General features: G+C 53.0%; 15 protein-coding genes and 1 pseudogene. 4 read left to right on the forward strand and 12 right to left on the reverse strand.

Annotated elements, in window-relative coordinates; translation table 11 throughout:
* Positions 1-690: 690 nt before the first annotated feature.
* The 3 genes from ACEVG1_RS19470 (at position 691) to ACEVG1_RS19480 (ending at position 1,714) form a co-directional block, all read left to right on the forward strand.
* Positions 691-990: a hypothetical protein gene (locus ACEVG1_RS19470; protein ID WP_374745404.1), complete on the forward strand. Its 300-nt coding sequence runs from the start codon at positions 691-693 to the stop codon at positions 988-990.
* A gap of 134 nt (positions 991-1,124) precedes the next feature.
* Complete coding sequence (locus tag ACEVG1_RS19475; protein ID WP_374745405.1) at positions 1,125-1,346, forward strand: hypothetical protein; 222 nt, start codon at positions 1,125-1,127, stop codon at positions 1,344-1,346.
* Positions 1,328-1,714 carry a type II toxin-antitoxin system VapC family toxin gene (locus ACEVG1_RS19480; protein WP_374745406.1) on the forward strand — a complete coding sequence of 129 codons (387 nt, stop codon included), beginning with the start codon at positions 1,328-1,330 and terminating at the stop codon, positions 1,712-1,714. Before ACEVG1_RS19475 ends, ACEVG1_RS19480 begins: the two co-directional genes overlap by 19 nt.
* Positions 1,715-2,060: 346 nt before the next feature.
* On the opposite strand, the gene ACEVG1_RS19485 is transcribed toward ACEVG1_RS19480, so the two are convergent.
* The 12 genes and pseudogenes from ACEVG1_RS19485 to ACEVG1_RS19540 form a co-directional block, all read right to left on the reverse strand.
* Positions 2,061-3,116 carry a PKD domain-containing protein gene (locus ACEVG1_RS19485; RefSeq protein WP_374745407.1) on the reverse strand — a complete coding sequence of 352 codons (1,056 nt, stop codon included), beginning with the start codon at positions 3,114-3,116 and terminating at the stop codon, positions 2,061-2,063.
* Between the two features lie 52 nt (positions 3,117-3,168).
* Positions 3,169-4,554 (reverse strand): discoidin domain-containing protein, encoded by a 1,386-nt coding sequence (locus ACEVG1_RS19490; protein WP_374745408.1) that lies wholly within the window; start codon positions 4,552-4,554, stop codon positions 3,169-3,171.
* 32 nt (positions 4,555-4,586) lie between these two features.
* Complete coding sequence (locus ACEVG1_RS19495; protein ID WP_374745409.1) at positions 4,587-6,299, reverse strand: alkaline phosphatase family protein; 1,713 nt, start codon at positions 6,297-6,299, stop codon at positions 4,587-4,589.
* Positions 6,300-6,310: 11 nt separating this feature from the next.
* Entirely contained in the window at positions 6,311-7,924 is a 1,614-nt protein-coding gene (locus ACEVG1_RS19500; protein ID WP_374745410.1) for a DUF5008 domain-containing protein, read from the reverse strand.
* 19 nt (positions 7,925-7,943) lie between these two features.
* A complete protein-coding gene (locus ACEVG1_RS19505; protein ID WP_374745411.1) occupies positions 7,944-8,702 on the reverse strand; it encodes a hypothetical protein in 759 nt (252 codons plus the stop codon).
* A 31-nt stretch (positions 8,703-8,733) separates the two neighbouring features.
* The gene (locus ACEVG1_RS19510; RefSeq protein WP_374745412.1) at positions 8,734-10,263 is read right to left on the reverse strand and encodes a RagB/SusD family nutrient uptake outer membrane protein; all 1,530 of its coding nucleotides are present in this window, start codon (positions 10,261-10,263) and stop codon (positions 8,734-8,736) included.
* A gap of 7 nt (positions 10,264-10,270) precedes the next feature.
* Positions 10,271-13,420, reverse strand: a complete 3,150-nt coding sequence (locus ACEVG1_RS19515; protein WP_374745413.1) for a SusC/RagA family TonB-linked outer membrane protein — start codon at positions 13,418-13,420, stop codon at positions 10,271-10,273.
* On the reverse strand, positions 13,413-14,516 hold the full coding sequence (locus tag ACEVG1_RS19520; RefSeq protein ID WP_374745414.1) for a DUF5007 domain-containing protein: 1,104 nt from the start codon (positions 14,514-14,516) through the stop codon (positions 13,413-13,415). The genes ACEVG1_RS19515 and ACEVG1_RS19520 overlap by 8 nt, the downstream gene beginning before the upstream one ends.
* A gap of 27 nt (positions 14,517-14,543) precedes the next feature.
* Positions 14,544-15,668: a fasciclin domain-containing protein gene (locus ACEVG1_RS19525; RefSeq protein ID WP_374745415.1), complete on the reverse strand. Its 1,125-nt coding sequence runs from the start codon at positions 15,666-15,668 to the stop codon at positions 14,544-14,546.
* Between the two features lie 8 nt (positions 15,669-15,676).
* Positions 15,677-16,615, reverse strand: coding sequence for a RagB/SusD family nutrient uptake outer membrane protein (locus ACEVG1_RS19530; protein WP_374745432.1), 939 nt, complete (start codon positions 16,613-16,615; stop codon positions 15,677-15,679).
* A 24-nt stretch (positions 16,616-16,639) separates the two neighbouring features.
* Positions 16,640-17,191: pseudogene (locus ACEVG1_RS19535) on the reverse strand (RagB/SusD family nutrient uptake outer membrane protein); the annotation flags it as partial.
* Between the two features lie 28 nt (positions 17,192-17,219).
* Positions 17,220-20,180 carry a SusC/RagA family TonB-linked outer membrane protein gene (locus ACEVG1_RS19540; protein WP_374745416.1) on the reverse strand — a complete coding sequence of 987 codons (2,961 nt, stop codon included), beginning with the start codon at positions 20,178-20,180 and terminating at the stop codon, positions 17,220-17,222.
* A 499-nt stretch (positions 20,181-20,679) separates the two neighbouring features.
* On the opposite strand from ACEVG1_RS19540, the gene ACEVG1_RS19545 reads away from it, so the two are divergent.
* Positions 20,680-22,197 carry a malate:quinone oxidoreductase gene (locus tag ACEVG1_RS19545; protein ID WP_374745417.1) on the forward strand — a complete coding sequence of 506 codons (1,518 nt, stop codon included), beginning with the start codon at positions 20,680-20,682 and terminating at the stop codon, positions 22,195-22,197.
* The last annotated feature ends 1 nt before the right edge of the window (position 22,198 follow it).

Genomic DNA, 22,198 nt, shown 5'->3' on the forward strand with positions numbered 1-22,198 from the left:
TTTTGACCAATAAAGGATTGCCAAGCCAAGGGTTGTATGGAATTTCTCGCCGGTAAAGTAAGGCTGCGACTTTTAGGAATAGCTATTCCGGAGGTTTACCTAAATTCAAACGGGGCGGCGGATGATGTTCTTGTAGCGTAGACCGGTCAGGTCATGGAGCAACCCATGCCAGTCGCAAAGGATTGGCTTAACGACAATATTCTTAGCTGGGTAAACTTGCTGCATCTCTTTTCATAATTAGTTACAACTGGTTGCAGCGAGAAGAGGATAAAAAAGCGGGCCTCTGCTCACTATTCCTCCCTAGCATGTTCAGACATAGTGAGTGAGTGCCCGCACAAATTTATACGTATAAAAGCATAAATTCAAAAATTGCGGGCTTCACTCATCTTTCTCACGTCACTCATTTTTGCTAGGGAGGAACGAGAAAGTTTCGTTAGCTACTATTAGTTCAATATGATTAAAACTGCTATTGTGTTTTCTCCATATTTGACGACTTAAAATTCAATATGCCACAAATAACAACAATTTTGTTGACTATAACAAATAAAATTGTAGATTTTTGCAACATTAGTTGTAGACTATAAGCGCTACCTTGAACAGTGAATATTTGAATCGTTATTTACTGTGCATAGAGGCGAATTTTTAGACAAGATTGTCCGACTTAGGGGAAAAAACATCACCAAATTATTGGTGAAAGTCGGTTATGATAGAACAATGTATTATAAGCACATTAAAGATAAAGAGTTGCCCTTTCGTATACTAAAGCAGTATGGCGATAAAATACCTTATGATTTCTCCAAAGATTTCCCAGAAATGCTTGAAGAAATCCCCGCGAGTCAATTTGAAATTAACACATTCGAAGGAATGCAAAAAGACCGTGATTTCTGGCGTGATGAGTACGGTCGTGTTTTGAAAGAAAACAAGACATTAAGAGAAGAAAGCGAAAATTTGAAAGCCGAAATCAAGTCTTTATCTAGTAAAAGAAAATAGCGATTCCACCTAACCGCATTATATCCAATACTTTTCGTATTTTTGTATGTACGCTTAATTTCCATCGTACCCGAATCCTCGGCAACAGACGGAAATGTGAGGAAAATAAAAGAGAAATAAAAAAGGAGCATGCTATGGTAACCGAAGCAAGGAAACTATATGTAATCGAAGAATTACTTAAGCTTAATAATGATACCATCTTAAAAGAAGTTGAAGCATTGTTAAAGAAAGCGTCCGCGCCCTCAAAAACAACCAAATTGTCTGACCGATTTGCAGGCAAGCTATCTTCCAAGACGGCTAAACAATTACAAGAGCATATTGTCAAAAGCCGAAATGAATGGGAACGCGATATTTAATAGACAGCAACAGTGTAATCTATTATTTAGAAGGTAGTCTCCCTGTACTTGGGATGTCATTCATGGATGATGTGATTAATGACATCCCTAATATTTCCATCGTCACCAAGATAGAGGTACTGGGATTCAAAATGAGTAAGCAAGACGCGCGATTAATGGGGGATTTTGTTGATGCTGCTAATGTGATCGGTTTGACCGATGCTATTGCTGATAAAACCATAGAACTCCGCAAAAACCAAAAAATAAAATTGCCTGACGCAGTTATAGCTGCGACCGCACTTTTTCATGGGTTGGTACTGATTAGCAGAAATCTATCCGATTTCAAACGGATCGCTGATTTGAAAGTGATTAGCCCACATGATATGTAGCCATTTCTAGTGAAACTCTATCTCTTCAGCGCAAATACATTGCCGAGTTGTAAGCCAAGATAGCACGCCTTGAAGGGAGATATTCATAGAATAGTGTTTTTGTATTTGATGTCAATACATTAGTCAGTGCGTTTTTGATTGGTAGTCATACTAATAATCGATACGCGAACCGCCGATCATTTAGGTAAGAAGGCTCGATCAGCCTTTGAAGGGCAATGATTCAATCAGCAGAAATCAACCCGACTTCGATAAACATGCTACTCCTTGAATACAGTTATGATAGGGGCTTGATTACCATCGGAATCAAGCCCCTATCGATTTTAGTTCAATGAAATACTTTACAATATCATCCCTGCGGCAGCGCCAGCACCCGCCACTCACCCAGTTGGAATAGACCTGCGCCGTTCAGGGTGGTCACCGTTGCCCGGTAAAACTTATAGGCCGTGCTGTTTTCAAAAATAAATGTTCGGGTTTGGAAGCGTTCGTCAAACACCTCATCGGTACGCTCGTCCAACATCGTCCAATTTTCGCCGTCCATGGAGCCTTCCAACCGCCAGTTCTTCGGGTCGCGCTCGGGCGCATCGTTGCCGGAGGTGAAGGTGTAGGCGCCGAGGATGACCGGTTCGAAATACTCCAGCTCGAACCAAATGAAGTTCGAGAAATTGAACTGGAGGAATTTCGTACGGGTATCGTTGTCAATCAGTTTCAACGACCCCTCGCCAGCAAACTGGCCGCCGTCGTTATCGCGCGATACCCTAAAGATGTTACGAACCTGGGTCAGATCCCGCACCACACCGAGGTCGGTGAGTCTACGGTTGATTTCCGCATACGACCCATTCGGAGTCTTCACGCGCAGCGTATAATCCTCGAATTGCCCTTGATCTACCAAAATGTTGATCGTACCGTCGTTGGTCAGGAACTCCCCTCCGGTGCCCGCTCCTTTATACCAGAATACGCTATCGATGGCCATATCCGAGGCCACGGAGAGCTGCAGGCTGCCATCGGGCTGAGGCGCGGTGGCCACTTCAACGAGGCTATCCGGGTTGATGTTGATCATCGTTTCGCTCTCTGCCCAGAAACCTTGGCTGTTTTCCGTCCGTAACGTCACCCGGAAGTCGCCGGTACGCAGGAAGGTGTGCGCAGGCGAATCATCCAATGACACGCTGTCGTCGCCAAACTCCCAGCGCACCAGCGAGAAGTTGCTCCCCTTGTTGGTAAACGAATAGGAGAACGGGTCATTGGGGTCGATCTGTTCGAATTCAAACATCGCCTGGGGTTTCGGCTCGTCCGGCTCGGGTACGGGAGCGGGTTCTTCCTTGCAGGCGAAGAAGAATATGATCAATATTGCCCACGGGCCGCGGGCCGTTATCCATTTTACGATGCTTTTCGTTCGCATTGTCATGATGTTGGTTACTTGTTATTTCCTAATTTTTCAGTTGCACGTACGTCGCTCGCTACGGGATACGGATGACCCGCCACTCGGCCAACTGCCAGAGCCCGTCGCCCCGGTTCTCATCGAAATGGATGCGGTAGTGTGTATAACTGTCGTTGTTGTTAAACTCAAACCGCCGTGTCTGGAAGCGTTGCGGGAACTCCTGTTCCGTACGTTTGTCTACTTCTACCCAGTCGGTTCCGTTATTTGAGGCGAGTATGCGCCAGCTTTTCGGGTCGCGTCCCTGGGCATCGTTGGCCGAGGTGAGGGTATAGGCACCGATCTTCGTAGCCTCCTCAAATACCAGCTGGGCCCAGAGATCGCCCCGGAAATCGCCTACCAAAAACTTGGAATTTATGTTGTTGTCTATCAGCTTCAGTGAGCCTTCTCCAGCTTCGGCACCACCGCCATTGTCGCGGTTTACGCTGTATACACCTTGGTTGGTAACGTCTACCTCCAATACGTGCTGCGGATGGATGAGTACAATGACCGATTTCTTTTCTTCGTCCAGCACATGGATGGACGGGTCGCTGAGCGTTACGGCCACGGCCAGAAGCTCATCGGGATGCTGCTCTACGACAGACCATTGCACGAAGAGATCGAGCGGCGCCGAGCTGGTATTGGACCCGATGCGCCTTACGGTATCCATGGTCACTTGGTCGATGGTCAGTGCCACCGTATTCTCCGGCAGCACCCCTGCTTCGATGAGCGTTGCAATCGTATCGGGGTTTACCGTAGCACGCACGCTGAAGGGCTTGCCGGGTACGCCGGCGAGTGTGATGCCCAGTGGAACGTTCATACCGCCCGATTGCGACTGGTAGTTTTGCCGGTTGCGCGCTTCGAGGATGCCGCCCCCGCCGTTGGTGATGGACAGGTAACGGATTTCATTGGCTTGCAGGATGTCGGCCGTATTCAGCACCACCACGGCTGAAGACGATTCGGCCGTGATGGTGTTGCCCTTGCCGGGATTGATTAACCGGTAGGCGAGGGCGACACGTTTCCCATAATTGCGCTCCAGGAATCCAAGGTTGATGGAAATTTCGAAGGCGCTACTTTTGGCGCCAAACGAGAAGGTGGCGGCCGTTGGAATCGATATTTGGCTCGTCGGTATGGCTACCACACCATCCAATTGGCCGTTTCCGATCAACTGGGTCACCGTGTCGGGGTTGAGTTGCAACTCTACCTGAAAGGCTTTCGATGCAGGCTGTGCCAGGTTCACTGCCAAGGGTACGATGACGAGTTCGCCCTCTTTGCGGACCTCACCCACGTGGGCATCCGGTGCAACCGTTGTCGGGTTGTTGTGGTCCAAATCGAACGATTCGAGTTCCGGCTGCTCACACGATACCACCAGCAGGATGCCGGCTAGGAGGGCCGGACAGACCAAGGAATATATTTTTGACCTAATCATATACGGTTAAATTTTGGAATGAACACCTTAACTTATTGGTCGAGCCACACCCGGCCATCCAATTGCCAGCTTTCCTGCCGCGGAATCTTGAGCCAGGTCATCACCTGCACGGCCACGTCTATGTTGCGGGGCACCGTTTCACCCAAGTCGTCCGAGCTTGGTGCACATACATAGTCGGCAAGGGGGTCGCGCGTGATGTTGTCGCCCGAAAGGGTCATATGCCCCCCCAACGGCCCTTCATCCATGATTGCATCGCCTTCCGACCCCACTACGAGCCACAGCCCCGCCAGGAAATCGTGGTAAGGGTGGTCATCCGGAACGCCAATCTCGCAGGAGTACTGGCGCAATACGTCTTCCGGCAGTGCGACCTTCCAGATGCGTACGTCGGCAATGTAACAGTCTGCTTGGTTGTTCTCGTTTCGTCCGCCAAGGATGAGGGGGAGGTCATTCGTGATACTGCCGTAATTGGTGATGTTCACTTCGTTGTTGAACTGCCCGTTGGTGTAGGTGCGCGCAAAGCGCTGTCCATCACGGATCACGCCCACCACGGCTATGCTGTTCCATGTCGCATTGGCGAGGTTGCCGCCATTGGTCTGGCCCACATTGCCCCCCAAACCGCGGGCATTGAACTGCCAGCCCCGCCCTTCGAGGAAGATCGTCCAACCCACGTCGTCCCAACTCCAACGGTTCCGCTTGGAGAGCAATGCCGGGTACCGGAACTCGAAGTTATTATCGGGCCCGGGATTTTTCTTTACCTTGAGTTCGATGGTAAACGCCGAGTTATCTAGGTTGTAGAAGTCGTTGTCGCCGGCAGTTACCTCGGCACGTACTTGGTCGCGGAAATGTACAAAATCTCCCTGGAACCGGATGCCCAGGAACGGTTTGTTGATGATCCGCGTGTTGTACCTGTTGGAGTAGAAGATGGTAAACGTATTGACCTCGGGGTCGCTGAAGATGGTGTTATCGTTTTCCCATTCGGGGACTTCGAAATCGCCACCCCGGCTCGATTTGATAACCACCAGCCAATTTTCAGAACTGTAATTGGGCCGGTTGCGGAGCACTTCCAGCAAGGCGCCTACACGATTGTCGAAATCGGTGAGGGCAGCCTTGTATGCCGGTACCGAAAGGTCGTAGCCATGCTGGCGCCCGGCGTCATCCACTTCCGTATAGTGGGCGGTCACCAGCGTAATATCGTCTTCGGCGAGCGCCCCGGCTGCCGCCGCTTGCACCGCGCCATCGCCATCCAGCAGCCCGCGCGTATCGGCACCCGCCGTGAAGTGGTCATAAAAGGCGGTCGATGAGGTGTACACCTGGAGGTTACTCGCTGGCATTGCTTCTTTGATGCGTTCAAAGATTAACGGGAAATTTTCCAGCTTCGCATCGGAGTAGTCGTTTCCGATGATGCCGTGCTTGTTTTTTTGCACCCCCGTAAGCAGGTCGGCCCAGTTGGTGCCGTCCTGAGGCGACGTTTCTTCGTCTGCCAATGATTCCCAACTGTATATCGCATTGGGGAGTAGCGAATGGATATGGGCGAACTCGCCTTCGCGTACCGACTTGCCACGGGCACCGTCGGCAATGATGTAAAGCACCCGCGGTGAACCGAAGGCCACGTCGACTGAGTCGATGGGAACGGTATCCGGGAGGACCTTGGCAAATTCCTGGTTGCACGACCAGGCGACGGCAACTGCTATCACGGCAGACAGCGCCGATGAAGGTCTTATTTTGGTATTGATTGAGTAACGCATAGTATAGCTGGTTATTCGATGATTACGCGGATGTAGTTGTTTGCATCCTTACTGTTGAATTGGGTAAAGGCTCCATAGATCAGGAGCGCACGGCGGCCATCCTGCGCCTTGGTTTCCACGATGTCTTCGATCGTACCGCTGAAAATGCCCGTGGCATTGTATCCCGGTATGAGGTCGCCCGATTCATTGAGTACCATGAAGCCATTCCGTGCCACGCCGTTGTAGGTGCGGAAATCGCCGCTGACGATGATCTTGCCATCACTAAGCTGTTTGGCGAAGTTCGGGCCATTGCCGTCGAACGTTTTGGCGGTAAACGACTCGTCGAGCGTGCCGTCTTCGTTCAGTACCGCTACGCGATTGGCCGCTTTCCCGTTATATTGCCGGAAGTTCCCGGCGATGATGTATTTGCGGGTCGTTGCGTTGTAAAAGAGTTTGGTAATGGACTGGTCGGCGCCCGACCCGTCGGCGTTGAAGGTCGGGTCAACGGTGCCATCGGCATTCAGCCGTAGGATGCGGCCCGCCGGTGTGCCGTCAAACTGGTTGAAGCTGCCGTAGACCATGAACTTACCTTGGTGGGTGCCACCCTCATGGACAATCGTATAGACATCGCCGTTGCCTCCGGTGCGGAAGCGATCGGCGGCCTCGTCAAACCGGAAGGTAGAATCCAGCGTGCCGTCGGCATGTAGCCGGGCCAATTGCCGTACCTCCACGCTATCCATGATCACCGAATCGCGTGTCTCCAGCCGGTTGGGTTTGTCATACCGGCGGCTGATGTGATAGCGGAACGAACCGCCCACCACCACCTTGCCGTTTTGTGGATAGATGCGGCCTACGTATCCGTCAAAACCGCCGTTGAAGGTAGGGTAGTATTTGATGGTGTCGGACTGGTCGGGCCGCCGGAAGGGGTGGATTCCCATCGTGTCGATGGTTCCGTTTGCATTGAGCCGGGTGAGGTTGCTGATGTCGGTGCTCCGCTGTGAATAGCCGCTGAACGAACCACCGATCAGGTAGCCGTTGTTGAAGGGGACGATGTCGCTGAGTGTCCCGTTTGCACCGAGTCCCGAGCGCAAGCTGGCGTCGTAAGTGCCGTCTGAAAACGAACGGGCAATGCGATTGATCCTGCGGATAACCCCTTTATTGTCATAGTCGGTAAAACTGCCGACGAGCAGCAACCGCCCGTCGTCGGTCCAGATGACCTTGTCCACTTCGCCGTTGGTACCGCGTGGCGCATTAAACGTGGGGTCGAGGTTGATCTTGCCGGTCACTGAAAACTCGGGACCGAAAACCACGACATCGCCGACGGAAATGGTAGTTACGCCCGTGCTTGCGAAGTCGGGCACCACGACCTTGATCTGGGTTTCCGTCACGTCCGTAATCTGGGCGATTTCGCCATTGAACCTGAAAACCAGCTCATCGCGGAACGGAAGCAGTCCGGATGCGTTGATGGTTACCTCAATGCCCGGCAGGCCTGCCGCCGGGGTGGGCGTTTGGTTTCGGTTCATGGTGATTCCCAGCGGCTCTTTCGATGGTCCGTAGGGTTCTTCCGGTATCATTTCCTTGCTGCACGACCAGCAGCACCATCCCAGGACACCCAGTACAACGATTGTTTTTATTATTGATTGCATAGTTATCTTCGTTTACGTCTTATCGCTTGCTTTGAATGATGTCGTCGATGACCTCCTGCGGATCGAAACCAAACCCGCGTTTGGTAAAGTCCAATACGTGCACCACGCCATTGCTGGGTTGGATATCGGACGAGGCAACCGGTGTATCGATCCAGTTTTCAGGAATGGATACGTTGGGGATGTACGAAATGTACAACTGCCGGTAGCCCATGTACTTCAATCGGGATTCAGTGGGTTTGCCTTCATCGGTCACCGCATCGTGGAATACGACCCCGATGTTGCTCACGGTGTTGTTATATGCATAATAGTTCTGCCCGCCAAAGGTGTTGAGCACGCTGAAGTCAATCTGCGGATAGTCGCTAAGCGTATGCTTGCCATGGAACATGTACCGTTCCAGGTATTTCCGCCAGATGGCCGAGTCCACATCAGCCAAGGTCTGTATGGTGTCCAGTCCCAGGTTATAAAGTTGCTGGTTGGCGCGGTTACCCATCCATCCCGGGTCGGTGCCTTGGTAGTTGACCCGGCCGATCAGCATCTTGATATTGACATCGCTGGGCGAAAAGAAAGTCAACTCATCGGCGGTAAAGTTGTCTTCCAGGCCGGCCAGCCGTACCAGTTGGCCAATGGTGTCCAGTTGGGGATGCGAGTCGAGGTATTCCAGTACCGTTCCGTTGAATACCGGATTGGCCACGCCACCATCCACATAATAGTCATCGCGTTTGCATGAAGACAGGAAAATCAGTCCTGCTAACAATATTTTTAGTATGTTCTCCATCATTATATCTTTTTCCAAGCTGTTCCGGTAAAGTTTACCTGAAATTGAGCCAATATTCATTGAGTACGATGTTCGGATTGTTTACCCGCGCGGCAGGGCTGAGCGGCCATGTCCATGCCCGTCGGTTGTATTGGTCCGAATTCATCGGGTTTCGGGCGAACGTAGGGTTCATGATACGCTGTGTACGCACGAGATCGAAATACCGGTGGCCCTCACCGAACAGTTCGCGGCAACGCTCCCAAAAGATGAAATCTTTCAATTCCTGTCCGCCTGTACCGCTATAGGGTGTAGCTTCGGCGCGGTTGCGGATGAGGTTGAGCGAAGCGATGGCTTCGGTATCCCGCGACAATTCGGCCAGCGCCTCGGCATGCAGCAGGATGGCATCGGCATAGCGGAAGATCATGAACGTGTTGTCGGGGTTGCGGTCTTCGTTGCCCGATGCATAGACGTTGAAGCCGAACTTGACGGCGGTGAACTGGCCACTATTGGACAGCATGTCATCGAACCAGAAATCCGCGCGCTTGTCGGCCAGCCCGGCGGGATATAGTTTTGCCATATACGTATCGATGAAATAGCAGTGGCTGATCTGGTTGTTGAAGCGTGGGAACTTGTATGGCCAGCGCAGGAAGTGGTCGCCGAACGGCGACAATGCCGCGTTGGCATCCTGGTAGTTGATGCTCCGGTAAAATTCGAAGAGGCTTTCGTCCGAGCGGCCTTTCATCACCGTGGCCCAGCCATCTTCCGTAAGTGGATACAGCCGATAAGGCCCCTGCTGGATGAGTTCCGTGCCCAAAGCGGCGGTTTCTGCGTAATACTGTTCGCGCCTGTTGCGATCAAAGCCTGCATTCCACATGTTCATGTGCATCAACAGGGCGATGATGCTGCCGCGGGATGCGCGTGCACCCTTCAGGGCAGGGTCGGGAAACTGCCAGGGCAGGTTGTTCTTGTGGGGGCGCAAGTCTTCGAGGCACTTGTTCAATACGGATACCATCGCCTCCCGGGCCAGCCCGTCCGCATGATAGGGCTCGGTGTAGTAGACCACGTCGCCATACAGCCGGACCATCCAGAAGTAGGTGAAGCAGCGCATAAAGGTCGCCTCGGCAATATACCGGGCTTTGTCCGTGTCGCTGAGTCCGGGTATACCTTCTTCCAACTTACTTATCAGGATGTTGGCGGTTTGGATGACCTGGTAGTACCGTGTCCAGTCTGTAACCCTGACGTAGTTGTACCAATCCCAGGCGGTACCTGCGGATATGACGGTAAGCATGTCGTTGGTGCCGAGAAATTCAACTACCCTGCGTGAACTGTAGCTGTTGGCCCCCGGCGAGGCGAACACTTCACCCGAACGTGTTTCGCCGATGGCACCGATGACCCAACTCTCGTTGATCTTTTCGAAAAACATGCTGTACATGTTGGCCACGTTGGCCTCCACGTCATCTTTTGAAAGATAGAAGTTATTCCCCGTAAGGCGGTCTACGGGTTGTACCGTAAGGAACTCCTTACAGGAAGAAGTGGTTAGTGCCACGATGAGCACTGTTATCCATTTTGCTGTTTTCTTCATCATATCGCGCTTAGAATCCAATGGTTAAACCGATGTTGTAGGTACGGGGGACGGGATAGCCCTCCGAGATATCGCGGCCCATGGTCGTCACGTTTTCAGGATTGGGGCCGGTGAAACCCGAGAACGTATGCAGGTTTTCTCCCGAGATATACACCCGGAGGTTATCCAGTCCCCACCGGCGAATAAAATCGCGCTCGAACATATAGGAGAGGACGATGCTGTTGATTTTGAAATACGTACCGTCTTCGGCCCAGAGTGTCTGGTCAAAACGGACCGGCCGGATGGAACCGAATCTGCGGTAGTCATAGACGTACGGATAGGTAGCCACATCGCCCGGCTGCCGCCACATATCCACATCGTTCAAGGGTACAACCACCCGGTTGCCAAACGGGTTGCCCATCAAGCCGAGGCGCTGCGCCAGGGCGTTGTTGAGGATGGTCCGTTTTCCGGTGAACGAGCCGTTGAGGTTGAACCCGAAGTTTTTGTAATTGAGCATGATGGATGCGCCGCCCGTAAACAGCGGCTGGGAGTTGCCCGTGCGCTGGTAGTCCTCAATGGTGAGGTAATAGTCATTGTTGGCATCCTGTATCATCGGGTCGCCGCCCTGGAAAAACTGCCCGTTGGTCTGGTAGCGCAAGCCCGTAACCGGGTCTACCGGCACATCGGCATCGGTGGCAAATACGCCTTCGTTGACGTAAAGGTAGTTGGCCAGGGTAGCCCCGCCCACACGCAGGATAACGTGCTGGTTCAATTGAGCCGGATCGAAATCCCAGCGGATGAACTGCCCCGAATAGTGGTCGGGAAGGGCTAGCAGCACGTCCTTGTTGTAGGCGCCATTGAGCGATACCGTAAGGTTGAAGTCGCTACTCAGGTTCAGTGGTCGGAACATCAAGAACAGTTCGTGGCCGTAGTTGGCAATGCCGGCACCGTTGCTGAAAATCTTGTTGAAGCCCGTTGTATTGGGCAGGAACTGCTCAAACAGTTCGTTCTCCACCTTTTTGAAGTAGGTGTCGTAAATCACTTCTACACGGCCATTGAACAGGGAGAAATCCAAGCCGGCGTTGTATTGGGTGTTCGTTTTCGGTTGGAGGGCGGGGTTGGGTATCTGGTCGAAATCCAGTCCGATGCCCTGCTGGCCGTTGTAATTGCCGGTGATGTTGAATTTCCCGTAAATCCGTTCGAGGGTCCCGGTGGGGATAATGTTGACACCCCAACTCAACCGCACCGCACCGTAGTCGAGCCATTCTGCTCCTTCGATGAACGGCTCTTTATCGAAATTCCAGCGGAAGCCGACGGCTGGGTTCCGTGCGTACAGGTTTTCGAAGCCATTGGCCGATGAACCGTCGAGCCGGTAGGAGAGATCCAGCACGTAGCGCTTGTCAAAGTCGTAAGAAGCCGCCAGCGCAAACGAAGCGGCCCGCTCGTCGGTGTAGTCGTCCAATAGTCCGCCACCCCGCGAGAAATAGCCATCGAAACCGATGGGGCCCTGCAACTGGTCGTTGGGGCTCCGCTCGTTGCGCGTTACCGAGCTCTGCCGCCCGGCGATGCGGAACTCATTGAAGAAGTTGATAAACAGGTTGTGTTTATCGTTGAAGGTGGCCGAGTAGTTCAAACTGTTGCGGTTGTACAGTTGGGTGGTACGCCCGTTGTACGAGTATACCCGGGCGAATTGGTTGTTGGCGACCGCGGGGGTAAAGGTATCTTCCGTTTTCGATTCGTATTCGTAACTCACGCTGGTGCTGGCCCGAAGCCCTTCGATAAACATGTAACTGCCCTCGAGGTTGGCGCGGATCAGCCGCGTGGCATTGTCGTTATCCGTTCCGATCGCAGATGCATGGCTGCCCCCGGCCTGGTAAAAGGAAGGTGGCGGCAATAGGGTGGATGAAAGGCCATTGTTGGCCACGCCGGTCTGCAGCATGCCGATACCGTCGCCCACGCTTTGTTTGCCCAGCTGTCCGGTTACGGCGCCGATCACCTGGAACCGCCTGTCGGCCGGCTGGTACTCCATGCGTAGGTTGGCATTGTACCGGGTGAATCCGGTGTTGCGGATGATACCCTGGTCCGTGAAGTAACCGAGGTTGGCCTTGTAATTGAAAAGCTGGTCACCGCCATCGATGTGGAGGTTGTGGCTTTGGTTGTACCGCGTGCGATAGTAATAGTCTTGCCAGTTGGTTGAGTTATTCCAATAGGCATTGAGGCTGTCTGACAGGAACGCTGTTTCCGAAATTTGCCAGATATCGTTTACGCTCTGCGCATTGCCATATATCTGTTGCAGCTTGAGTTGCCGCTCCAGGTTGCCACCCAACGTTTCTCTAAGTTTCGGCGGCGTGCGTACAAATGAATTGTGCGTATAGCGCACGCGTGGTATCGGTGAGTTGCCGCGTTTGGTAGTGATGATGATCACGCCGTAGGCGGCCATCGACCCGTAAAGTGAGGTGGCCTGCGCATCTTTGAGGATTTCGATGCTGGCAATGTCTTCCTGAGGGATGAGCGAAAGCGGGCTGATACCCGGTCCTTGTTGCTGGAAGCCATATTCGGTGGCCCGGTCAGCGTCCATCGGTATACCGTCTATCACATACAGTGGTGAGGTAGGTTGGAGGAACGATTGGTTCCCTGAGCCGGTCATCGATACCGTGGAGAGCCCGCGGATTTGTGTGGAACCGCGGAATCCGGGGGCCCCCGTGTTTACCTGGATGTTCATGCCCGGTACCCGTCCCTGAAGCAGCTGCTCGATATTCGGGGTGGGAATGTCTTGGACGTCGCTACCGCTCAACGTGAAAGATGATCCCGTGCTCAGTTCTTTCGAGCGTTTCTGGTACCCGCGGATGACCACTTCCTCCAGTTTGTTGTCGAGCGGTGCGAGCTGCACGCGCAGCACGGTGCGCCCGGAGCCGACGTTTTGGGAAGTTTCATTATAACCCACCACGCGGAAGACCAGCACGGTGTTGGGGGGTACCGACACCCGGAAATTGCCGTTGTCGTCAGTGGATGTCAAGGCACGTAAGGGTTTGCCCGTGAATACGGTGACACCGCCAAAAGGCTGCCTGTTTTCGTCGATCACGTTACCGGTAACCGTCACGTTGGTTTGTGCAACGGCATGGCTGTAGACCAACATGGCCGCCGCTGCGAATATGGTAAACAATGCCTTCATGTTATTCATCTTCAAACTTTGGTAATTCGTTTCTAAAATGGAATACGATCTCCCAGTCACCGGGCCGGAAGATGCTGAAATCCAGGCCAAATGTGGCATAGGTGAGATTGCCCCCGAAGCCTTTGCGCGAGTATTGGAAGTTGACCGTGGCGTTGTTGCCGCCGCTGGTGGTATACGGTGTCTGTAGGTTGACCAGCGGGATGGGGTAGGCCACGTCGTATTGGACATATTCTTCGGTCTTTTCCACGTTGAAGCCGTGTACCAATGTGCTCCACTTGGTTTCGTTGAATAAGTCGGGATTCATGAACGAGCTATCCGGTGCCATGAACTTAAACCGAAGGTTGTGCCCATTGCCGCCCTCGAACGGGCGGATGTACACCACCACATCCTTGATCTGGTCGTTGCTTTGCAGATGGCGGTTGGACGTTCCACCAAAAACATTATCCAGCCGTGGGCGGATGTAATCCCGCTTATTGGGGTTTTCCGGGTCGGTCGGGTCCGGTGCGACTTCGCCGGAGTATGGGTTGATGTCGGTGGACGGAAAGTAGGGGCGTTCCCGCCAAGGTATCAATTGGAAATCGGGGATATACACCGTTCCGCCGGTGTTGGACACTTTGAGATCGAAGAAGCGGATATCCTGCACCAGGTTGCTGGTGTCGATCGGGCGCGGTTCGATGAGGTCGTCGTCAGACGAGGCCCACAGGATAAACTGTCCCGATTCGCGCACTTCGAAAAGTGGCCGGTCTTCCAGCTTACGCTTTGCCTCGATCTGTTCGAGTGAGGTCTCTTTGCCATCGTAGGCCGCCGTCCAAACGTACGTTTGCCGCGTTTGGAAAAGGTCGGTTACGGGCCGGCCATCGCCATAGCGTGCGTTCACGATCTCAAACTTGAGTGGCATCGTGGAGGCGTCGGCATTGAACTGCCCCATGAGGTTGGTACGCCCCAGGATAGGTTCCAGTACTTTGCTGCCGTAGTTGATGTTCTCGCTGATGAATTCCTTTTCTTCGGGGAGGTCGAATACTTTTTCGCACCCCTGGAGAAACAGGCCGACAGCCAGCGTGCCCATGCCCATTGTTAATCTCCGTATGATTTTATTGCTTGTCATATACGCTCGTGTTGTGCCGTTAACTTGCTAATCTTGTATCTCGTCTTCCGTCTCATCGGGTGCGTTTACCGACCAATCGGCCATTTGCATGGTATCCCCGCTCCGGTTACGGAGGATGTTGAGCCGGTAGTATTGGTACGCTTCGCGGTTCTTGATGCGGTAAACTTTCATCTGGAAACGTTCTTCGAAGATCTCGCCTGCCCGTGAATCCAGGGTAACCCACGTTTCCCCGTCGTGCGAAGCCTCAAGGTTCCAATCGATCGGGTCGCGCTCGGGGAAGTCATTGGCAGAAGTAACGGTATACGCACCAGCAACGGTTGGCTCATTCAGTTTGAATTGCAGCCAAGCCCCGCTGAAGCCCCCCAGTAGGAACTTGGTTTCGCGGTTTCCGTCGAAGGCAAATTTGGCGGCTTCGATATGGTTCGGACCGCCCGAGTTTTCGCGCGAGGTGGACCACTCGCCACCAATGAGATGGAAGAGATTGGGTGGCGGCGGGATGAACGTAAGCCGGCTGATGAAATCGCCGAAGCCAAAAACGTGGTCACTGTTTATTACGTGAACGAACGCATTGTCTGTTTCGATGTTAACCGATCCGGTGTTGGTGGTAATCCAGTTTCGGCGGAATTGGCTACGCTTCGTATCGCTGAAATTGACCGTTTCAGGGCCACCGTCACGGAATCCGGAAGAGGTGGTATGGGCGAGTTTCGCGTGCATCGGATAGCCGTGGCGTATGCCGTGCAGGCTGATGCCGTCTTGGAGCAACATGGAGTCTGTAGGGTATTTACCGCGGATGATGTATTGCGTGAGCATGGTGTCCAGGTGCCGCTGATTGATGGTGGCCAGGTATTCCGAAGGGCGGTCCGCGAGGTAACGGATGTTGTTGAGGTTGGTGATGGCCAACTGGAAACTCTCGTTGGTGAGCGCAAACAAGGTGATGTTGCTATCGCGGAGGGTGGTTTCCAGCCCCAGCCGATCTATTGCCTGTAGCAACGAATCGTAAACACCGTGCTTGCTCTGCAGGTACGCATAGGTATCTCCATGGAAATGCTTGTCGATCTCATTGGGCTGGTAATAGCCGCCATCTTTGGCGCAGGCGATGACAAGGAGTGCCAGCAGCAGTGGATATCCGTATGATTTAATAACGTGTTTCATAATATTCGTTATTTCCAGTATTCGTTTTGGGTCAATTGCTTGTTTTGCGCCAGCAACGTTTGCGCTATGGGCCATATGTGGCCATTGTCTGCCAGTAGCGGTGCAATGATGGGGTGGTTTGGCCGGATGCGGTTGTAGCGCACCAGGTCATACCATCGATGCCCTTCGCCCATCAACTCCCGTTGCCGTTCGCGGAAGATGGAATGAAGCAGGTCGCCGTTCACATCTTCGTTGTAAGGGTCGAGCCCCCGCCGGGTGCGGATGGCATTGAGCATGTCAATCGCGCCCTGCCGCTCGCCCAGCACCGCCAGCGCTTCGGCGCGGAGCAGGGCCACATCTTCCAGTCGGGTAAACACAATGGCGCTGGAGAAGAAGCGGAAAGTAGGGTCGGAAACGCCGCCCATGATACATTTGATCTTGCTGAAAATGGGGTAGCGACCGTTGTAATTCGTAAAGTACCGCTCGGATACAGGCGTGCCCAACGTGTCGAGGCTGAAGCGTTCGTCGCCGCCTTCGTTGAAGATGCTGATGATGGAATCTTTCGGCAGGTAGATATCCGGAATACGTTTGTTTACCACGGGCTCGGCAAGCGTAAGCTCTTCGATATGCCCGGTAAATGACCCGTCTACGTGCCCCCATACGAACGAGAAGCCAAAAAGTTGGTTGGTGCGTTTGTCATAGAAGAAGCCGTTCGCATCGGTGAGGTGACCGGTTGAAATGAAATCGTTGCCGCCGCGCTGGTAGTTGTCCATCACGAATTTACTGTAGATAGCCGCATCGGGGTAGTTGCCCTGCCATGCCGCCAAATGGGCCAGTACAGCGTAGGCGGAGAGCTTGCGGGCCAGCGCCCCATCCCAGCGGCTCGGGGCCTCATTGTAATAGTTGCCCTGTTGCTGTTCATCACCGTCGCTGTAGCGGTAGGGTAGGTCCGCCGCGGCCGCGAGCATTTCCTGTTCTGCCCATGCCAGCACCTTTGCTTGGTTTTCGCGGGGCTTATTTTCGAAGTTGCCGTCGTAAGACGATATAATAAGGGGTACATCCCCCCAGATACGTACCATATAGAAGTAGGCAAAAGCCCGCAGGAAACGGATCTGGGCGATATCCACCACCATGTTGTTTTCCGTGTAGCGGAGGTCCTTCTCGCGTACCTCGTGGATGCGTTCGAGGAATATATTGGCCGAATTGATGACCGCGTACCAGCGCCGCCAGCTGGATGCCGCCTCAATGGCAGGATACGAGGCCGTAAGGTCGTGGGTTACAATCGCGCGGAGGTCCTGGCGTGTAGGGACGGTAAACTCACCCGCCCGCACATCGCCGTACAACCAGTGTGCATTGTGGTCGGCCAAGGCCGCCCGGACCAACCCATAGGTGCCCATAATCGCTGCCCTGCTGTCTTCTAATGAATTCCACATGTTTTTTTCGCCAACGATCCGCGACGAATCGACGTCAAGCATCTTTTGGCATCCGCTCAACCCCGCCAGCAGCGCCACGCAGGAAATAAGCATCTTCATTTTATCCATCATTTCTTTTTTCTCTTTACCAGTAGTCTTGTTATAAACTCATTCGGACACCCAACGTGTATGTACGCGATAGCGGGAGCCCATATCCGGTGTCATATCCCATGAAGTCGGTTAACTCCGGATCCCGGCCGGTGTACGGTGTAAGCGTAAACAGGTTGTGGGCCGTGCAATAGATAAACATCCGCTCCACCTTCGATCCTTTGTTCAACAGCTTAGTCAGATCATAGCCCAATGAAAGGGTCCGTAACTTGACAAAGGAGCCATTTTCCAAAAAGAGATCCTGCTCCTTGCGGTAAGGAATGGCATTGCTCCAGGGGTTGTAAAGGGGATAGCGGCTATAGTCGCCACGTTTCTCCCAAAAGGTGATTTCCTTTACGGAGTTCATTTCGGTGACCCCTTCGCGGTTGATGAAATCGAATCGGTTGGCCATATCGGCATTCAGCACGTTGCGTCCTATGTTAAAGTAGAAGTGTGCGTCCAAGCTCCAGTCGCCGTAGCTAAATTGATTCATGAAACCGCCAACCACTTTCGGAAAGATCGTGCCTTTCAGCACCCGGTCGGCATCGCTTATGGCGTTGTCGCCATTGATATCGGCCCATCGGGGATCGCCGGCCCGTAATGGAATACCATTAAAGTTCATGGCCGTACCATCAACCACGGGGATTTCATCGTCGGTGAGGTAAATGCCTTCGTTTTCCAGCACCCAGAAGCGGTCGATGCGTTCGCCCACCCGGAAAAGACGGTTGTTGATGACGATTTCATCAAGCCCTCCGGGCAACGCCAGCAGTTTATTGGTATTGTAGTTCAGGTTCAGTGAAGGCGTCCAGCTAAATTTCCCATTGCCCTTCGGTACCACATCCGCACTCAATAATAGCTCAATCCCGGTATTGTTTACGTCCATGCCGGCATCATAAGACTGGCGATAGCCAAATTCCGCATAGGAAGGGATGCCCAGCAACTGATTGCGGTCGTATTTGGTATACCAATCCAAATTAATCCGGAAGCGCTCTTCGGCCAATCCGAGGTCGAGACCGATATTCAACTGATCCGTATAGGCCCAGGGGATGCCGTAGCCGGACCAGCCGAAGTCGTAGGGGCGGGTTAGCACGCCAAAGCCGTTGTAACCGGGCGTTATTACGTTGCCCATATAGCCTACAAACGTGGAGTAGGAAGGTCCCTGGGAGAAATTGTCGAACGCATTCAGGCGTCCCAACCGCCCAGCGCTGGCGCGGAAGTTGAAGCTCGAAAAGGCAGGTTCGTTGGCCAGCAGGTCGTTCTTGATATTCCAGCCGAACGATAGCGTAGGGGTAACCAACCACCGGCTTGTAGGTTGCGCATTGGACGAACCGTCCGAGCGCAGCAGGAGCGATACGGTATACCGGTCGTCAAAATTGTATGTACCACGACCATAAAAGGAAATGATATTTTGATTGGTGTAATCGAGGAATTTAAAGACCAGTTCCTTGGGGAATGCCAAAGGGTTCAGGTATTCACTTTTGTCGGGGTCCGATTCCAGCAGGTTGATCTTGATAAAGTCGTTGATGCCTTTGTATGCATATGCGTAGTTGTATTTGAATGCATCCCACTGCAAGATACTGCCCGCTTCAAGCAAAAGGCCGTGTTTCTCACCAACGTGGGCTTGGTAGGTGGCATGGTTGTCGAAAATAAGGCGTTGGTTATAACCGTAGTAGTTGGAAGCGAAGCTGTTTTCCTCCATCAATGTGCGCGGATAGAACACGTCCCGCGTGCCTTCGTTGTAATCTACGGCGAGCCGGGAGGTAATCTTCAGGCGGTCCAAGTCGAAGACCAGCTTGGCATGCCCTTCCACAATATTGGTTGCGTTGTTGTCGAAACTGTTATCAAACTGGGCAAGATATTGGCTGTAAACCGTATTGTTTGGCGACAATGGGGAGGAGAGGTCGGGGACATATGACATGGTGGCGAACCGGTCGCGCAAGGACCGGTTACGGTCGCGCAGGACGCGGTTTCCGTTTATCATGGCAGAAAACAGCAGCCATTCCACGGGCTTCATGTTGATGTTGAACAAAGCGCTGTAACGTTTCATGCCCGTTTGGTCGGCAACCCCCTGGTTTTGCATGTGGCCCACAGCAAAGCGGAAGTTGGCGCGGTCGCCCCCGCCGGCAATGTCGGCGTCGGCCGAATAGATCAGCCCGTTTTGGTAATAGCTATCCGTCCAATTGGAGGGTCCGTAGTACGAGACATTCAGCGAATCACTCAAATACAAGGGATAGCTATCGTCGGCTGAATACCGACCGATGGCCGTATAGCGATCGTAGAATTGCCGCCGGAAGGCATTTTCGTAATCGCCATTGATGGCGGTGATGGTGGGGCGCTGGGCAACGCCGACGTACGAATTGAAACTGATTTTCCGTGTAGCATCGGGTTGTTTGGTGGTGATAGCAATCACACCGTTGGCAGCCATGGGCCCATATATGGCCGTACTGGCCACGTCCTTGAGCACACGGATCGATTCGACGTTGTTCAAGTCAATGTTGCTCAGTAGGTTGGTGGCTGTCCCGATGCGGTCAAACTGGTACTGCTGGATGTCGAACGCAAAAGGGTGTTCGCCGATGAGGGGAATGCCATCGAGTACCACGAGCGGTTGCGATTGGTAGATATCCTTCTGCGTTAGGATGGGCATCGGAGTCCCGCGCATGTACATCGCTTGTGTGGCTCCGGGCTCGCCCGAATTTTCCTGCACGTATAAACCGGGTACTTGGTCTTTTATATACTGCTGGAGCGCAACCGCGGGGAATCGGGCAATCTCGTCAAGCCCGAGGGTGGTGGATTGCCTGCCCAGATCAACAACTGCCACGTCCGCGGCGAGGCTATCTTGCCCTCGCGGCGTATTCAACGCGGTATCCTGCGCTACCGGAGAGGATGTGCCGCTCCGCGGGATGGGAGACGCGTCTATCGGGTAGGCGAACACCGCCAGTATCAAACAGGTGACCAAAATTCTCATATTATGCATATATATTGGTTTTCAGATATGTATCTAATAGGGTTAATTCCGGCAATAATCGGCAAGCGCGGTCCCCACTCCGCGAAAAAAACACGCAAATTAATCAGGTCGACAGGCGCATCACGCCGCTAACCGACACAACAATCAGGTGGGAATACACGTGGCGGATGCCTGAGCATACGCTATGACACGGAAGTTACGTAATGAAAGTAAATGAGATTTTCATAATCTGTTGGTTTTGTTTTAATAAGCTAATTTCTACTATTCGGATACCTTTAGGGTAGTCATCGAACTGGTTTGTGGCAGCTAATGTACGAACAAAAATCGTTTTAGCAAGGTTTTTTTTAATTTTTTGAGTTCGCGTCCCGGAACGCGCTATGAATGAACTATTTGTGTTGTGTGCCGGGTTGTCCGGCTAGTTGCCGGTTTGTTTAAATTTTGTAATTAATAAGGACTATATGGAGAATTTCTTGATTTCTGTCCGTAATTTTGCCACAATTGTAATATAATGGCGAAGAAAAAGAAAAAGACCGCCGAAGAGGTGGATGTTGTTCTTATCGGCGCGGGAATCATGAGCGCCACCTTGGGTACATTGATCAATGAGCTGCACCCCCGTGCAAGCATCGCTATATTCGAGCGGTTGGATGAGGTGGCAGCTGAAAGCTCCGATGCATGGAACAACGCCGGTACGGGCCATTCTGCCTTGTGTGAGCTGAATTATACACCGCAGCGGGCTGATGGGTCCGTAGCTATCGGCAAAGCCATCAAAATCGCAGAGGCTTTTGAGCTCTCCAAAGAATTTTGGTCCTACTTGGTTGTCCATGGTATCATCGACCGCCCGGAGCACTTCATCCGGAGCGTACCCCACATGAGCTTCGTGTTCGGCGACGAAAACGTCGCTTTCCTCCGTAAGCGCTATGAAACCATGCGGGAGCACCATCTTTTCCATGGCATGAGCTATACCGAAGACCACAATGTGCTCCGTGATTGGATACCCTTGATCATGGAGGGGCGCAAGCCCGACGAACGGTTGGCAGCCACACGCATCGACATTGGTACGGACGTCAACTTCGGTGCACTGACGCGTTCCCTGTTTCTTCACCTAACACAGAAAGAAGGCGTCAAACTCCGGTTGGCCAATGAGGTCCGCGACATCGAGCGGGCTGACGACGGCCGCTGGAAAATAACGGTGAAAAACCTGACCACTGACAAAAAGAAGACCGTGGTTGCCAAATTCGTATTTATCGGAGCGGGTGGTGGCTCACTGCTGTTACTCGAAAAGTCGGGCATACCCGAAGCCGATGGCTTCGGCGGGTTCCCCGTGAGCGGCCAATGGTTGAAATGCACCAACCCCGACGTGATATCGAAGCACCACGCCAAGGTATATGGCAAGGCTGCCGTAGGCTCGCCGCCCATGTCGGTTCCCCACTTGGATACCCGGGTGATCGATGGGAAGACCGCACTCCTTTTTGGGCCTTACGCGGGTTTTTCGACCAAGTTTTTAAAAAACGGTTCGTGGCTTGACCTTCCGGCGTCGATCAAACTGAGCAACATCCGCCCCATGCTGGCTGCGGGGATGGATAATATTCCGCTCACCAAATACCTGATCAATCAGGTACGGCAGAGCCCAGACGACCGGCTGGCGGCGTTGAAGGCATACGTGCCCACGGCACGCAAGGAAGATTGGGAACTAGAGATTGCCGGGCAACGGGTACAGGTAATTAAGAAAGACAAAGAGCACGGCGGCATCCTCGAATTTGGAACGGAAGTGGTTAGTAGCGCTGACGGTTCCATATCGGCACTCCTCGGAGCGTCGCCGGGCGCTTCCACGTCGGTGTCGATCATGGTCGATCTATTGGCGCGGTGTTTCCCCGAGCGCGCCAAGACCGCCCAGTACCTGAGCAAGCTACGCGAGATGATGCCGTCGTTCAGCCATTCCATCGCTGACGATGCGCAACTGTGCCGGGAAACCCGCGAGCGGTCCGCTGCCATACTGAAGCTCGAACGCACGCTCGAATCTGTTTAGG

This window comes from Parapedobacter sp. 2B3 (assembly GCF_041925275.1).
GTDB classification, from domain to species: Bacteria; Bacteroidota; Bacteroidia; order Sphingobacteriales; family Sphingobacteriaceae; genus Parapedobacter; species Parapedobacter pyrenivorans_A.